At 58.7% G+C, this 15,192-nt stretch carries 12 protein-coding genes; 6 read left to right on the forward strand and 6 right to left on the reverse strand.

What is annotated here, in order from left to right; all coding sequences use genetic code 11:
* Window positions 1-203: 203 nt before the first annotated feature.
* The gene (locus ACA071_RS14875) at window positions 204-1,838 is read right to left on the reverse strand and encodes a methyl-accepting chemotaxis protein (protein WP_497645047.1); all 1,635 of its coding nucleotides are present in this window, start codon (window positions 1,836-1,838) and stop codon (window positions 204-206) included.
* Window positions 1,839-2,129: 291 nt separating this feature from the next.
* On the opposite strand from ACA071_RS14875, the gene ACA071_RS14880 reads away from it, so the two are divergent.
* Both ACA071_RS14880 and ACA071_RS14885 read left to right on the forward strand, forming a co-directional pair.
* On the forward strand, window positions 2,130-2,960 hold the full coding sequence (locus tag ACA071_RS14880) for an undecaprenyl-diphosphate phosphatase (RefSeq protein WP_497645048.1): 831 nt from the start codon (window positions 2,130-2,132) through the stop codon (window positions 2,958-2,960).
* Complete coding sequence (locus tag ACA071_RS14885) at window positions 2,957-3,385, forward strand: DUF1294 domain-containing protein (RefSeq protein ID WP_497645049.1); 429 nt, start codon at window positions 2,957-2,959, stop codon at window positions 3,383-3,385. Before ACA071_RS14880 ends, ACA071_RS14885 begins: the two co-directional genes overlap by 4 nt.
* 149 nt (window positions 3,386-3,534) lie before the next feature.
* On the opposite strand, the gene ACA071_RS14890 is transcribed toward ACA071_RS14885, so the two are convergent.
* Both ACA071_RS14890 and ACA071_RS14895 read right to left on the reverse strand, forming a co-directional pair.
* Window positions 3,535-3,897: an MmcQ/YjbR family DNA-binding protein gene (locus tag ACA071_RS14890; protein ID WP_497645050.1), complete on the reverse strand. Its 363-nt coding sequence runs from the start codon at window positions 3,895-3,897 to the stop codon at window positions 3,535-3,537.
* Window positions 3,894-4,802 (reverse strand): LysR substrate-binding domain-containing protein, encoded by a 909-nt coding sequence (locus ACA071_RS14895; RefSeq protein WP_497645051.1) that lies wholly within the window; start codon window positions 4,800-4,802, stop codon window positions 3,894-3,896. Before ACA071_RS14895 ends, ACA071_RS14890 begins: the two co-directional genes overlap by 4 nt.
* Before the next feature lie 130 nt (window positions 4,803-4,932).
* Here ACA071_RS14895 and ACA071_RS14900 point away from each other — a divergent pair, with 130 nt between their 5' ends.
* Window positions 4,933-5,544, forward strand: a complete 612-nt coding sequence (locus ACA071_RS14900; protein ID WP_497645052.1) for an FMN-dependent NADH-azoreductase — start codon at window positions 4,933-4,935, stop codon at window positions 5,542-5,544.
* Between the two features lie 264 nt (window positions 5,545-5,808).
* On the forward strand, window positions 5,809-6,846 hold the full coding sequence (locus tag ACA071_RS14905; RefSeq protein ID WP_497645053.1) for an alpha/beta hydrolase family protein: 1,038 nt from the start codon (window positions 5,809-5,811) through the stop codon (window positions 6,844-6,846).
* A gap of 26 nt (window positions 6,847-6,872) precedes the next feature.
* Here ACA071_RS14905 and ACA071_RS14910 read toward each other — a convergent pair whose 3' ends face one another.
* Window positions 6,873-8,060 carry an MFS transporter gene (locus ACA071_RS14910; RefSeq protein ID WP_497645054.1) on the reverse strand — a complete coding sequence of 396 codons (1,188 nt, stop codon included), beginning with the start codon at window positions 8,058-8,060 and terminating at the stop codon, window positions 6,873-6,875.
* Between the two features lie 283 nt (window positions 8,061-8,343).
* Between ACA071_RS14910 and ACA071_RS14915 the strand changes: the two genes are divergently transcribed.
* Window positions 8,344-9,513: an IS4 family transposase gene (locus ACA071_RS14915; protein ID WP_497641581.1), complete on the forward strand. Its 1,170-nt coding sequence runs from the start codon at window positions 8,344-8,346 to the stop codon at window positions 9,511-9,513.
* Window positions 9,514-9,610: 97 nt separating this feature from the next.
* Here the strand turns inward: ACA071_RS14915 and ACA071_RS14920 are convergent, their stop codons facing one another.
* A complete protein-coding gene (locus ACA071_RS14920) occupies window positions 9,611-11,200 on the reverse strand; it encodes an ABC-F family ATPase (RefSeq protein ID WP_497645055.1) in 1,590 nt (529 codons plus the stop codon).
* Between the two features lie 482 nt (window positions 11,201-11,682).
* Here ACA071_RS14920 and lpxO point away from each other — a divergent pair, with 482 nt between their 5' ends.
* Complete coding sequence (gene lpxO, locus ACA071_RS14925; protein ID WP_497645056.1) at window positions 11,683-12,582, forward strand: lipid A hydroxylase LpxO; 900 nt, start codon at window positions 11,683-11,685, stop codon at window positions 12,580-12,582.
* 84 nt (window positions 12,583-12,666) lie between these two features.
* Here the strand turns inward: lpxO and ligD are convergent, their stop codons facing one another.
* Complete coding sequence (gene ligD, locus ACA071_RS14930; RefSeq protein ID WP_497645057.1) at window positions 12,667-15,177, reverse strand: DNA ligase D; 2,511 nt, start codon at window positions 15,175-15,177, stop codon at window positions 12,667-12,669.
* Between the last annotated feature and the right edge of the window lie 15 nt (window positions 15,178-15,192).

Genomic DNA, 15,192 nt, shown 5'->3' on the forward strand with positions numbered 1-15,192 from the left:
GAAGAGGGAGGCGATTGTAGCCGCAGGACCGACCAGCGCAAACCCACGTAGCAGCTGTCGAGCAGCGCGAGGCAGCGTTCGGCGGCGAAGCCGTCGTAAACCCTGCAATCGCGGTGCGCCTGAAACACCGCGGTGGCTGATTTTGCGACGGCTGCGCCGCCGAACGCTGCCTCGCGGTGCTCGACAGCTGCTACAGAGATCCGTTACACGCGGAATTGCTTCAGCAACCCATTCAACTGTTCACTCAATTCCTTGAGGTGAACGCTGGCCAAACTCGACTGCTCGGCCGCCAGTGCCGTGCTGTGGGACAACCCGGCTGCCTGAGTGACGTTCTGGTTGATGTCTTCCACTACGTGAGCCTGTTGCAGGGTGGCGCTGGCGATCGAGGCGTTCAGCCCGTTGAGGTTGCGCAAGGCCTGGCCGATGGCGCTCAGGCTCGCACCGGCCAGCCCGGCTTGCTCGATGGTCAGTTGCGACGCGCGGCTGCTGTCACTGATCACCTTGACCGCTGCTTCGGAGTGGTTTTGCAGGCGTTCGATCATCGCCTGGATTTCCGCCGTGGACTTCTGCGTGCGCTGAGCCAGCAGGCGAACTTCATCGGCCACCACTGCAAACCCGCGCCCTTGCTCGCCGGCCCGGGCCGCTTCGATGGCCGCGTTGAGCGCCAGCAGGTTGGTTTGCTCGGCAATCGAGCGAATCACTTCCAGCACGCTGCCGATCTGGGTACTTTCGGCGGCCAGGGTGCGAATCACTTCGACCGCTTGATCAATCGTGCCCGAGAGCTTGTCGATCTGCTGCAAGCTGCCATCGATGTTGACCTGGCCTTGCTGCGCCTGGGACTCGGCGTCACGCATTTCGCTGGCCGCGTGCTCGGCGTTCTTGGCCACATCCTGCACGCCGTAGGTCACTTCGTTGATCGCGGTCGCCACCAGTTCCATTTGCTGGGACTGTTGCTGGCTGCGTTGCTGGGCCTGCGCGGCGTCATTGCCCAGGTCGCTGGACGACTGGCCCAGGGCGCTGGCCGACACCTGCAACTGGCTGATCACCAGGCGCAGCTTGGCGGTGAAGCCATTGAAGTGGTGCGCCAATTGCGTGACTTCGTCCTGGCCATGGGTGTCGAGGCTGCGGGTCAGGTCACTTTCGCCGCTGGCAATGTTGGCCATGGCGTTCACGGTCTCCTGCAACGGTCGCACGATGCTGCGGGCAATCATGATCACCAGCAACGCCATAATCAGCGCAATCGCCAGACCGATGAACGAGGCTTTCCAGACTTGGCCGTAGAACTCGGCCTGCATGTCATCGATGTACACCCCGGAACCGATAATCCAGCCCCAAGGCTCGAACAGTTTGACGTAGGAGGTTTTTTCCACCGGCGCATTGGCGCCCGGTTTCGGCCAACGGTAATCGACCATGCCGGCGCCCTTGGCCTTGGCGATGATGACCATCTCGTTGAACAGCGCAAAGCCGTCCGGGTCGCGGATCGCCGACAGGTTCTGGCCTTCGAGTTTCGGGTTGGCCGGGTGCATGATCATCACCGGCGTCAGGTCGTTGATCCAGAAATAATCGTTCTGGTCATAGCGCAGGCCGCGAACTACGGTCAGTGCCTGTTTCTGCGCTGCTTCGCGGGTGAGGGTGCCGGCGGTTTCCAGGTCGTGGTAGTAGTTCAGGATGCCACTGGCGGTCTGCACTACGTGCTGGGTTTTTTGCGCCTTGGCGTGGTACAGGTCGTCGTGAATCTGTTTGAGCATCAGCATGCCCAACGTCAATAACATCACGATGGCCACGATCAAGATGAGCCACAAGCGTCGGCTGATCGACACACTGCGTAAGCTGTTCATAACGCTGTCACTCCAGATTCTTTTTCTTGTAATAAACGATCGCCAGCATCCAACCACACTTTGCTGATCGGGCATATCCGACCCAAGTCCAATTACACGGCGGTGTAAACGGGGCTTGTCTGATAGGATTTCGGCCTCGCACAGAAAAACCTGAATCCAAGTTGATTTTTCACGGGATTTTTACGGTTTTGTAGAGATCCTGTGCGCGCGCAACTTCAGCTACGCTGAGCGCAGTGAACGTATTAAAAATATTAATGGGGCATGCCTTAGCGCAATGCCTTTGGGGGATTGATGGATCTTTGGACGGCCTTTCAGGCACTGATACTAGGAGTTGTAGAAGGGCTGACGGAGTTTTTGCCCATTTCGAGTACCGGACACCAGATTATCGTCGCGGATTTGCTCAACTTCGGTGGTGAACGGGCGATTGCATTCAACATCATTATCCAGTTGGGGGCGATTCTTGCGGTGGTCTGGGAGTTCCGCCGCAAAATCCTCGACGTGGTCGTCGGCTTGCCGACTCAGCCAAGCGCACGGCGCTTTACCGCGAACCTGCTGATTGCCTTCATGCCGGCCGTGGTGCTGGGGGTGATATTTTCCGATTTGATTCACCACTACCTGTTCAACCCGATCACGGTGGCAGCGGCGCTGGTCGTCGGCGGGATTGTCATGTTGTGGGCCGAGAAGCGTCAGCATGAAGTACACGCTGAAACGGTCGACGACATCACGTGGCAAGACGCGCTGAAAGTCGGCTTCGCCCAGTGCCTGGCGATGATCCCGGGAACCTCGCGTTCTGGCTCGACAATCATCGGTGGCCTGCTGTTCGGGCTGTCGCGTAAAACCGCGACGGAGTTCTCGTTCTTCCTGGCGATGCCGACCATGGTCGCGGCGGCGGTGTATTCGGGGTTCAAGTACCGCCATCTGTTCGTGCCGGCCGACTTTCCAGTGTTCGCCATCGGCTTCGTCACCGCGTTTATCTTTGCGATGATCGCGGTCAAGGGGCTGCTCAAGTTCATTGCCACCCACAGCTATGCGGCGTTTGCCTGGTATCGCATTGCGTTTGGCCTGGTGATCCTGGCGACATGGCAGTTCGGTTGGGTCGATTGGGCTGCCGCCAAGCCATGAGTGATTCCAGCGAGCGGAACAACCCCGGGCGCCCGTCCGGGGGGCGAATCCAGCATCCACGCCTGAAACTGCTGGTATTCGCCGCCCTCTGCGCGCTGCCGCTGTATGGTTCGCTGACGTTGTGGCTGCGCGCGGTGTCAGTGATTCCGTTGGCGGCCTACGGGGTTGTCAGCGTGGTGGCGTTTTTCCTGTACTGGAGCGACAAGCGCAAGGCCCGCGCCGACACCTGGCGCACGCCGGAAAACGTCTTGCACGCGGTGGAACTGGCCGGCGGCTGGCCGGGCGCTTTGTTGGCCCAGCAAGTGTTTCGGCACAAGACCCGCAAAGTCTCGTTTCAGTTGGTGTTCTGGCTGATCGTGTTAATGCATCAAGTGTTCTGGATCGACCAGCTGTTCCTCGGCGCGAACCTGCTGGCCTTCTTCTAAAGAACACACACGTCTCCTGTAGCAGCTGTCGAGCACTGCGAGGCAGCGTTCGGCTGCGAAGCAGTCGTAAAATCTGCGCACGAGATTTTCCTGAAGCACCGCGTTGCCGAACGCTGCCTCGCGGTGCTCGACAGCTGCTACAGGTAGCGTTACGGCAGCATTAGTCCGGCCTGAGTGCGCTTGGGCAACTTGCTCACCACCAGTTGGTGGGAGCGTTGCAGCAGCGCTTTCAGTTCTTCGGCGCCCAGCGGGTAGGGCGTCTGCATGATGATCCATTGCGCCCGGGCCAGGTACGGCGCCGGGTGAATGCCCGGTCGGTCGCAATGACCGAGAAACAGGTCCTTGTCGACCTTGAACGCCAGGGACTCGCCCCGCAGGTTCTGCAACGCGAACATCTTGTTGCCGGCAATCGAAAACACCCGCACGCCACCCCATTTGTAATCCTCCCGCGCACCGGGCAGCCCCAGGCAAAACTGCGCGACATCGGCTTCGCTCATGCGTCCAGCCTTCATATCAATCGGTCCCCACAGGCATTGAATGATTCGATCAAATGGTCGAGCCAGGCGCGCACGGCCGGCATCACCCCGCGCCGATGAGGGTAGACCGCTTGCAACCAGCCGCCAGGCATCGACCAGTCGGGCAGCAGTTGGATCAAAGAGCCGTCCGCCAACTCCGACTCGCAATACATCATGGGCAGAACCGTAAAACCCTGCCCAGCGAGGGCACAGGCCCGGCGCACGATAAAGTCGTCGATGCCCAGCCGTGCCTCCAGCGCCAGGTCATAGCTTTTACCCTGTTGATCGAGCATGCGGAAATGCACCATGCGGTCGGGCTCCAGCGCCCCGAGCACCGGTAAACCCTTGAGGTCTTCCGGATGGTTGATTTCCCGGCCGTGCAGGAAGGCGGGACTGGCGACCATTAGTGTCTGCGCCTGACGCAGTCGTCGGGTGACCAGCAACGGATCTTCATCGCCAAGTTCGCGTACTCGCAGGGCGACATCGACTCCTTCTGTGACCAGATCGACCCGGCGGTTGACCAGCATCACCTCCAGCTGGACCTGCGGGTATTTCTCGAGAAAGTCGCTGATGATCGTCGGCAATATTTGATTGGCCAAACCCACCGGGCAGGACACCCTTAGTCGCCCTCGGGGTTCGCTGGACATGCTGGCCACCGCTTCGTCGGCCATCTCCGCTTCCAGCAACATCGCCTGACAGTGGCGCAAGTAGCGTTCACCCACGGCGGTCAGCTTGAGTTGGCGGGTAGTGCGTTGCAGCAGGCGCGCGCCCAGGCGCTCTTCCAGCTCGGCGATGCGCCGCGACAGCCGCGACTTGGGAATCCCCAGCAACCGCCCGGCCGCCGCGAAACCACCGGCTTCGACGACTTTGGCGAAATAGTAGAGGTCGTTAAGGTCTTGCATGGTCTGAACTCGATTGTTCTATCAGTGAGACGAACTATCGCATTGTTGCGGGCTAATCACCTATTAGATTCATCTGTAGGATCAACCCCATCAGATCGCCCGGTGGCGATCCTCACCTGGAGATCCTTATATGAAACTGTTGCATATCGATTCGAGCATTTTGGGTGACAACTCGGCTTCCCGTCTGTTGAGCGGCGAAGTAGTCCAAGCCTGGCAAGCCGCTGACGCTTCGGCCGTCGTGACTTACCGTGACCTGGCCGCTGATGCCATCAGCCATTTTTCCGCCACTACCCTGGTTGCCGCTGGTACGACTGCCGAACTGCGCAACGCTGCACAACAGCACGAAGCCGAACTGAGCGCTTCGACCCTGGCAGAATTCCTCGCCGCGGACGCCGTGGTGATTGCCGCGCCGATGTACAACTTCACCATTCCGACCCAATTGAAAGCATGGATCGACCGCATCGCCGTTGCCGGCCAGACCTTCCGCTACACCGAAGCCGGCCCTGAAGGCCTGTGCGGTGGCAAGAAAGTCGTGATCGTTTCGACTTCCGGCGGTCTGCACGTGGGTCAGGCGACGGGTGTTGCTCACGAAGATTACTTGAAAGTGCTGTTCGGTTTTCTGGGCGTCACTGATATTGAGTTCGTTCGCGCCCATGGCCTGGCCTACGGTGACGAAGTGCGCACCAAAGCCATGACCGATGCACACACGCAAATCAGCGAGCAACTGTTCGCTGCGGCATAAAGCCTTTGTAAGGCTTGCGTAAAAAATACTAAACAGCTCAGGCAATATCCGAAAAACTCTGTATTCTGATCACGGTAATGATCAGTTACAGAGTTTTTTTGTTTTTAACAGTTTTTTATGTTTGTGGCCCAGGTTATGCAGTCGAGGGTTAACGTCCCCGTTGCGCAATGACCTTGGTGGCCGCAAACACTGGCACAAGGCCGCGTTCTCCGCTTGTCGGAGCAGTACGGGCTTTTCAGTCGAGTATCAAAGGTGGGGCATCCCATGGTGCGTCTTTGTGCAACGTTACTGATATGCCTGCTCAGCAGCCTGAATTCAGTGCACGCCGCGCCTGGGTTGCATGCGCACTGGAGCGTCGGCTACCACGAGATGACGTTCCTCGATCCGCTGGACTTGCAGCCGATGCGCGCCATTGCCTTTTATCCGTCCAGCGATAAAGAACACACCAGTAAACTCGAGGGCTACACCGTCGACGCGAGTGAAGATGCCCGCGTCGCCATCGGTCGTTTCCCGATGCTGATGCTGTCCCATGGCAACGTCGGCACCCCGCTGGCCTTGCACGACCTCGCCACCTCGCTGGCAAGTAAAGGGTTTGTGGTGGTGGCGGTGATCCATCCCGGCGACAACTCCAAGGATCACAGCCGGCTCAACACCTTGAGCAACCTGTACGGTCGCCCCCTGCAAATTTCCGAAGCCATTACCGCGACGCTGGGCGATGCCATGCTGGCGCCGTTCGTCAACGCCGATCAAGTGGGGGTGATTGGTTACTCGGCGGGTGGCGAAACGGCGTTGATCCTGTCCGGCGCCACGCCAGACCTGGATCGTCTGCGCCGCTATTGCCAGGAACGCCCGGACGACCGCGATGCCTGCAACACCCAGGGCGAGCTGATTGTCGACCGTGACGACTTGCAGCCCGTCGCCGACCCGCGGGTCCATGCCTTGTTGTTGATGGCGCCGCTAAGCCTGAAGTTCGGCCGCCATACCCTGGCGGATGTGCATGTGCCGGTGCTGCTGTACAGCGGCGACGGCGACAAACTGGTGGCCTTCGACAAAAACGCCGCCGCGCTGGCGCGCAAACTGCCGATTGCGCCGGACTTCAAGTTGCTGGCTGGGGCAGGGCACTTCGTGTTCATGGCGCCGTGCAATGAAGAGCAGATCATCGCTATGCCGGCGCTGTGCACCGATGCTGATGGCGTGGATCGCGAAGACATTCACCGCAACCTGATCTCGGAGGCGGGGCGGTTCTTCTCCCATGCGCTCGGCAAACCGAGTCGGGCGGGAATGCAGACGGCAGATCAATAAGACTGGCGCGCCCCCTTGTAGGAGCATCAGACCATCGCGCGGCGTTTCAGTAGAAGCGTCAAACCGAGCCCGGTCACCGACAACAACGCCGCGCAGAAGAAAATCCACGAATACCCCAGGTTCAACGCCACCGCGCCCATCAGCGGCCCGGCAATCGCCAGCGCCAAGTCAAAAAACACCGCATAAGCACTCAACCCGGCACCTCGACTGGAGTTGGGCACCTGCTTGATCGCCTCGACCCCCAGCGCCGGATACACCAGCGACAGGCCGAATCCGGTCAGGCCAGCGCCGATCAACGCGTAACCGGTGGACGGCGCCAGCCACAGCAGCACCAGGCCCACGGTCTCGATGGTCATGCAAGCAATGGCCGAGGTGAAGCCGCCGAATCGGCTGATGCTGGAAATGAACAACAGCCGCGACAGGATGAAACAGACCCCGAACACCGTCAGGCAATACGCCGCACCGTTCCAGCCGCGATTGAGGTAATACAGGGTAATAAACGTGGTCAGGGTGCCGTAGCCGATCGATGCCAGGCTCAAGCTCGCGCCGAACGGGGCGATACGCCCGAACACCGCCCAGAACGGCAGGCGTTCGCCACGAATTACCGGCACCGATGGCTTGTTGCGGATCAGCAACAGCGCCCCCAGGGCCAGTAGCGACAGGACAATCCCCAGGCTTTCAAAACCGTAATCGTCGACCATCACCACCCCCAGCGGTGCACCAATCGCGATGGCGCCATAGGATGCGATGCCGTTCCAGGAAATCGAGCGCGCGGTGTGCTCGGCGCCGACCTGGCCCATGCACCAACTGATGGTGCCGACGCCGATCAAACCCTGGGCGATCCCCAGCAGCAACCGGCCGGCAATCAGGATCATCAGACTCAGCATCGGCAAGCTTTGCAGCAAGGTCGACAGCAAGGTCAGCAGACCGCTCAACACAATCCCCGATAAGCCATAAACAATCGCCCGCTTGGTACCGATGCTGTCCGACATGCGCCCGGCCATCGGACGGCTGAGCAGGGTGGCCAGGTATTGGCAGCCGATGGTCAGCCCCGCGATGATCGCGCTGAAACCCAGCTGTTCATGGACATACCCCGGCAACACCGCAATCGGCAGGCCGATGCAGAGGAAGGCAATAAAGGTATAGAAGACGATGGAGACGATCTGCAGGGTGATCGCCATAGCGCTTTGCGGGGGCAGTTGCTGCGCAGACATGAGGGCTCGTTCGCGGGCGGCGGTGGGAGAACAGCATCATGGCGTGGGCTGGGAATAAAAGGAAGCAGGCTAACTATATTCTCCGTCCAGATCGTTCCCACGCTCCGCGTGGGAATGCCTCAACGGACGCTCCGCGTTCGGCTTTTGGGACGCAGAGCGTCCCGGGCTGCATTCCCACGCGGAGCATCACTAGTGTCCGGTAAAAACTGAAGGGGGAGCTTGCTCCCCCTTGCTGTTGGCGGACTTCAGTCATAATCGGATTTTTCAGACTCGATTTTGACTCATGTTCTCCAGCACCCGTTTAGCCCAACTGCTCAGTGCGATCCCTCGCCCGTCCTTCCAGCAATCCACCGAAAAGTACCAGGCGGATCGCTACGTCAAACGCTGCACATCCTGGCAATTGCTGGTAACACTGGTCAGCGGCCATGTAACCCAAGCCTTAAGCCTGCGGTCATTGGCGACTTTCTCCGAAACGCTGGCTGCGCATAGCTACCATCTCCAAGCCGGCCCCATTGCCCGCTCGACCCTGTCAGATGCGTTGAACAAACGTGATTACCGGCCGTTCCAAGACCTCTGTGAGAACCTGTTGCGCGGTGTCGGCCGTCAACAGCGCAAGGAAGTCGGCGCCATGGTTAGTCTGATTGATTCCACTTCGATTACCTTGCGTGGACCTCACTTTGATGACTGGACTGCCGCAACTAAAACCCGCATCACACAAGGCCTCAAGGTACACGTAGGGTTGGATCTGGCTCAGTTGGCCCCGGTGTACGTGAACATTACCCCCGCCAACGTCAACGACATGAGCGATGCGCTGAATATGCCGATTCAGGCCGGCATGACTTATGTCTTTGACAAAGGTTACTGCGATTACAACTGGTGGTACCAGTTGCAGAGCAAAGGTGCTTATTTCGTCACTCGGTTTAAGAAAAATGCCAACTACGAGGTGCTGCACGAGCACTCAACCGTTGCCGAACAAAGCCCGGTCATGAGTGATGAGGTCGTTCAGTTCGGCAAAAAACGTCTGGGTGGCAAACGTGTGAATGACTATCGAGACGAACCAGTAAGACGTGTCGTGATTGAACGCGAAGGGCACGTGACACCGTTAATCCTGGTGACCAACGACTTTGCCAGAACAGCTGAAGAAATCGCGGGTTTGTACAAGAATCGCTGGAAGATCGAGTTGTTTTTCAAGTGGATCAAGCAACATCTGAAACTCAAGCGGTTCTATGCCTTCTCCGAAAATGCCGTTCGCCTGCAGATTTACAGTGCTTTGATCAGCTACTTGTTACTGCACCTTTTTCACCGTCGCTCAGGGTTTCCCGGCTCGTTGTTTGAGCTGACGGTGCGGATTGCACATGTCCTGCATGAACGGCCCGCTACCCAAGAATTCAAAGACCGACGAAGGCAGGAACAAGAAAAACTAAAGGCTGCCCAGGGCAACCTTCAGCTTTGAAACATGTTTACCGGACACTAGTGACGCGGAGCATGGGAACGATCAGCGCAAAAAAAGCCCCGTCACCAGGACAGGGCTTTTCATTTCAAGCAGCTACTTAGAACACGACGCCCTGGCTACGCAGGTAATCATCATAAGTACCGCTGAAGTCGATCACGCCGCTTGGGCTCAACTCGATAATACGAGTAGCCAAAGACGATACGAACTCACGGTCGTGGCTGACGAAGATCAGCGTGCCCGGATAGTTCTCCAGCGCCAGGTTCAGTGCCTCGATGGATTCCATGTCCAAGTGGTTGGTCGGTTCGTCCATGATCAGCACGTTCGGCTTTTGCAGGATCAGCTTGCCAAACAGCATGCGACCTTGCTCACCACCGGAGATGACCTTGACCGACTTGAGGATCTCATCGTTGGAGAACAGCATCCGGCCGAGGGTGCCGCGAACGATTTGCTCGCCGCCCTGAGTCCATTGGCCCATCCAGTCGAACAGGTTGCAGTCGTCTTCGAAGTCGTGCGCGTGGTCCTGGGCGTAGTAGCCCAGTTCCGCAGCGTCGGTCCACTTCACGGTGCCGGCATCCGGGGTCAGTTCGTTGACCAGGGTGCGCAGCAGGGTGGTCTTACCGATACCGTTCGGGCCGATGATCGCCACGCGTTCGCCGGCTTCAACAACGAAGCTGAAGTCCTTGAACAGCGTCTTGCCGTCGAAGCCTTTGGCCATTTGGTCGACGATGACCGCTTGACGGTGCAGCTTCTTGGTTTGTTCGAAGCGAATGAACGGGCTCACACGGCTCGAAGGCTTGACCTCGGCCAGTTGGATCTTGTCGATCGCCTTGGCGCGGGAGGTGGCTTGCTTGGCTTTCGAGGCGTTGGCCGAGAAGCGGCTGACGAACGATTGCAGCTCGGAAATCTGTGCTTTCTTCTTGGCGTTGTCCGACAGCAGTTGCTCGCGGGACTGGGTCGCCACGGTCATGTACTCGTCGTAGTTGCCCGGGAACAGACGCAGCTCGCCGTAATCCAGGTCAGCCATGTGGGTGCACACGCTGTTCAGGAAGTGACGGTCGTGAGAGATGATGATCATCAGGCTGGAGCGCTGGGTCAGAATGTTTTCCAGCCAGCGAATGGTGTTGATGTCCAAGTGGTTGGTCGGTTCGTCGAGCAACAGCACTTCAGGATCGGAGAACAACGCCTGAGCCAGCAATACGCGCAGTTTCCAGCCTGGGGAAACTTCGCTCATCGGGCCGAAGTGTTGCTCGATGCCGATACCCAGGCCCAGCAACAGTTCGCCGGCACGGGATTCGGCGGTGTAGCCGTCCATTTCAGCGAACTCGGTTTCCAGCTCGGCCACGGCCATGCCGTCTGCTTCGGTCATTTCCGGCAGCGAGTAGATGCGATCGCGCTCGGCCTTGACCTTCCACAGCTCTTCGTGACCCATGATCACGGTGTCGATCACGGTGAATTCTTCGTAGGCGAACTGGTCCTGGCGCAATTTACCCAGACGCACATTCGGCTCGAGCATGACCTGGCCGCCGGACGGCTCGAGATCGTCACCGAGGATTTTCATGAAGGTCGACTTGCCGCAACCGTTGGCGCCGATCAGGCCGTAGCGGTTGCCCGCGGCGAATTTGACCGAAACGTTCTCGAATAACGGCTTGGCGCCGAACTGCATCGTGATGTTAGCTGTAGAAATCAAAGGTTTTTCCTGCGAAGCATTCAGAGTAGCTAGGGGTGCGGCAGTACCGATTCAGTACCCGGTTCCGGTATCCAATCCACGGGAAATGCATCCCGGTCAGAAGCGGAAGGTCCATCTGGCAATAAGTGGACAGCAGCAATGGAGCGCTTGGCCCGAGTCGAAGTGCGCTGAGGCGGGGTTCATTCCCGTCATCAACCAAGGGGGGCGCGTAATGTTTGGCGGCGATTGTACTGGTCTGGCTCTTTAAACGATAGGGCGTTGAGGCCGTGCGGGTACTTTGGTGGCATCAGCGGACAGATTTTCACATCTGGATGCTAACTATTTGTTACAAACCGTGGCTAAAATGCCATCTATTCACCCAATGCCACTGTCGGCATGGGCTCAAGGACGTGCCACCGGGAACGCTGTTTCGTATTCAGACACTGCGCCAGACCGCTTGGCCGGCAGCGCAGTTTGTTCACTTCTGACGTGTGACGATTGCCGTGAAAATCATCATTGCCGCTATTTATGTTGTCTCCATCGCGTACGTTCACCTGCGTGGGCGCGTGCGCCACAAACTCGGTCGCCAACTGAGCGACCACTCGACGTTTCTGGCGCCGATCAATTGCTTCCTTTATATGTTCTCCAAACTTACGAGCAAACCGTACCTCAACCCGGCTGACTTTCCGGACCTGAGTCCGCTGCAGGCACACTGGGAAGAAATTCGCGCTGAAGGCCAGAACCTGCTCCGGGCCGGGGAGATCAAGCGCTCGAATCAATACGACGATGTGGGTTTCAACTCGTTCTTCAAGAGCGGCTGGAAGCGTTTCTACCTCAAGTGGTACGGCGACAGCCACCCTTCGGCCGAGAAACTCTGCCCGCGTACCACCGAACTGGTGCAAAGCATCGGCTCGATCAAGGCGGCGATGTTCGCCGAACTGCCACCGGGTTCCAAACTGGTGCGCCATCGCGACCCGTATGCCGGTTCTTATCGCTATCACTTGGGCCTGGAAACACCGAACGATGCCGGGTGCTACATCAACGTCGACGGTGAGAACTATCACTGGCGCGACGGTGAAGCGGTGATGTTCGACGAGACGTTTATTCATTACGCCGAAAACACCACCGACCAGAACCGCATCATCCTGTTCTGTGACGTCGAACGGCCGATGAAATACCGCTGGGCGGCGGCGTTCAATGCCTGGTTCAGCCGTAACGTGATGTCGGCGGCGGGCGCGCCGAATGATGCGGGCGACAAGACTGGCGGCATCAATCGCTTGTTCACCAAAATCTACAAGGTTCGTCTGCGGGGCAAGGAGCTGAAAAAGCGCAACCGTGCCCGTTACTACTTTGAGAAGTGGGCAATTTTTGGTGGGTTGTTGGCGGTTTTCGTTCTGATCTGAGGACGCCATCGCGAGTAAGCTATGCTCCCACACTTGTAGGAGCGAGGCTTGCCCGCGAAGAGGCCGGTAAATTCAACACAAGACCTACGGCTTCTTGCCCCCCAACTGCTTCCACATCTTCGCCGTTATCTTCTGCCGATTGGCATACCCCGCCCACGGATCACCTTTCAACCCTTCCAACCGCTCCAGCAAATTGGCCACCGTCCATTCCTGCGAGCCATGCAGCGCCGTCAATTCCTCCCGCGCAATCGGCACTGACACCGGCAACCCTGGCCGCGCCCGCACTGAATACGCCGCCACGGTACTGGCCCCGCGGGTGTTGCGCAGGTAGTCGACGAAGATCTTGCCGACGCGGTTTTTCGGGCCCATGGTCGCGGTGATCCGTTCCGGCAACTGCTGCGCCATAAACTGGGCGATGGCTTTGGCGAAACCCTTGACCGTGTCCCAATCCTCCTTGCGTGCCAGCGGCACAATGATGTGCATGCCCTTGCCGCCACTGGTTTTCAGAAAGGCTTCGAGGCCGATTTCGTCGAGCACCGACAGGGTCAGTTGCGTCGCCTCGACCATGCTTTTCCAGGGCAGCGCCGGATCGGGGTCGAGGTCGAGCACAAACAGGTCGGGCGTTTCGATCTTGTCATGGGTCGCGCCCCAGGTATGCAGCTCGATGGCGCCCATTTGCGCGGCACCGATCAGCGCCTGGACACTGTCGATCTCCATCAGGCGTGCATGCCCCAGGTCGATGTTCGGGTCCAGGTGCTTGATGTTGGGGATCGCCAGGCGTTCGGCGTGCTTCTGGAAGAACTGTTCGCCGTCGACACCTTCCGGGGCCCGTAATAGTGAAACCGGTCGGTTACGCAGATACGGCAGGATCCACTGGCTGATACTTGCGTAAAACTGCACCAATTCAAGTTTCTGTGTGCCGCTGTCCTTGTCGATCACACGATCGGGGTGAGTAATCTTCACCCCGACGACGGTGCTGTCCTTGCTGCTGGTTTTCTTTTCGCTCACGGGTTTGTTCGCCTTGGGGGATTGTGGCTGTTCACGAACAATCTCTGTCGCCGGTTTGTCGGTGCGCATGGCGATAAATGCTGCTTGCCGGACCACACCTTCGCGGGTCCATTCGGCAAACTCGACCTCGCACACCAGCGTTGGCTCGACCCAGTGAACGCCCCGAGCCTGAGCGGCCGTCAATGGTTTGGCCAAGGGTGAGGTCTTGCGCTCGATCTTCTGCAACTGCCCATGAAACAGTTTCAAGTTGGCCTGATTGAACCCGGTACCAACCCGCCCGGCATACACCAGACCTTTATCGTCGTAGACGCCCAGCAACAGGGCGCCGAAACCGCTGCGCGAACCTTGAGGCTGCGTATAACCGATGATCACGAATTCCTGGCGCAAACGGCATTTGAGCTTGATCCAGTCGGGACTGCGTCGTGATACATAAGGGCTGCCAGCGCGCTTGCCGATCACGCCTTCCAGCGATAACGCACACGCGCTCTCGACGATGTCCTGGTGGTTCGCCGTGAAAGCCTCGGAGAAGCGCAACACCTGCCGCGACTTGCGCCCCAGGGCTTTTTTCAGCGCGGCCCGGCGATCCTCCACCGGCAACTCACGCTGATCCACGCCGTGGAGGAACGGCGCATCGAATACGAAATAAACGATGTCTACAGAGCGACCGATCTCGAACGCGTTCTGCAGCGCCTGAAAGTCCGGAAAGCCTTTGTCGTTCAGCACCACCACCTCGCCATCCAGCCAACTGCCGTCGAGCTTCATCTCGGCCAGCGCTTTGGCCTGCAGCGGCAGCTTGGCCGTCCAGTCGTGGCCATTGCGGGTCAACAGCCGCACTTCGCCGTTGTCTATGCGCGCGAGGATGCGGTAGCCGTCGAATTTGATTTCATAGCGCCAGTCGCCGGCCGGGGCTTTGTCCATCAGCGTAGCCAATTGCGGGCTGAACTCTTTGGGTAGGGTTGCCGGTTCGGGTTTGGCGGCTTTGGGCTTTTTCGCGGTTTTTTTGGGCGTTTTGTCGCCCACGGTTGCATCACTCAATACGCTTTTTGGCAGTTCGGCGACCACGTCAAACTCGCTGATTGGCCGTGCCTGTTGATCCTTCTCCTTGATCAGTAACCATTGTTCCTTGTCGCCACTGCCGCGCAGGTGAGTGCGCACCAGCGCCCAGTCGCCGGAGAGCTTTTCACCGATCAGGGTGAATTTCAGCTTGCCGGCCTTGTAGGTTGCTTGCGGGTCGCCAATCGGTTGCCACACGCCGTGATCCCAGACAATCACATCCCCCGCACCGTATTGCCCCTCGGGAATGCTGCCCTCGAAGGTGCCGTAACTGATGGGATGGTCTTCGACATGCACCGCGAGGCGCTTTTGCGTCGGGTCCAGGCTCGGGCCTTTGGGCACCGCCCAGCTTTTCAGGGTGCCATCGAGTTCCAGGCGAAAGTCGTAATGCAGATTGCGCGCATCGTGCTTCTGAATAACAAAGCGCAGGGCCGAGGCGGCTTTTTTGCCTCGTTTGGCCGGTGCCGATTCGGGCGGTTCCGAGGTGATCTCGAAGTTGCGTTTGCGCGTGTATTCACTCACCGGTTTAGCCATGGCGGACTACCTTGT

This window comes from Pseudomonas sp. LBUM1646 (assembly GCF_059716165.1).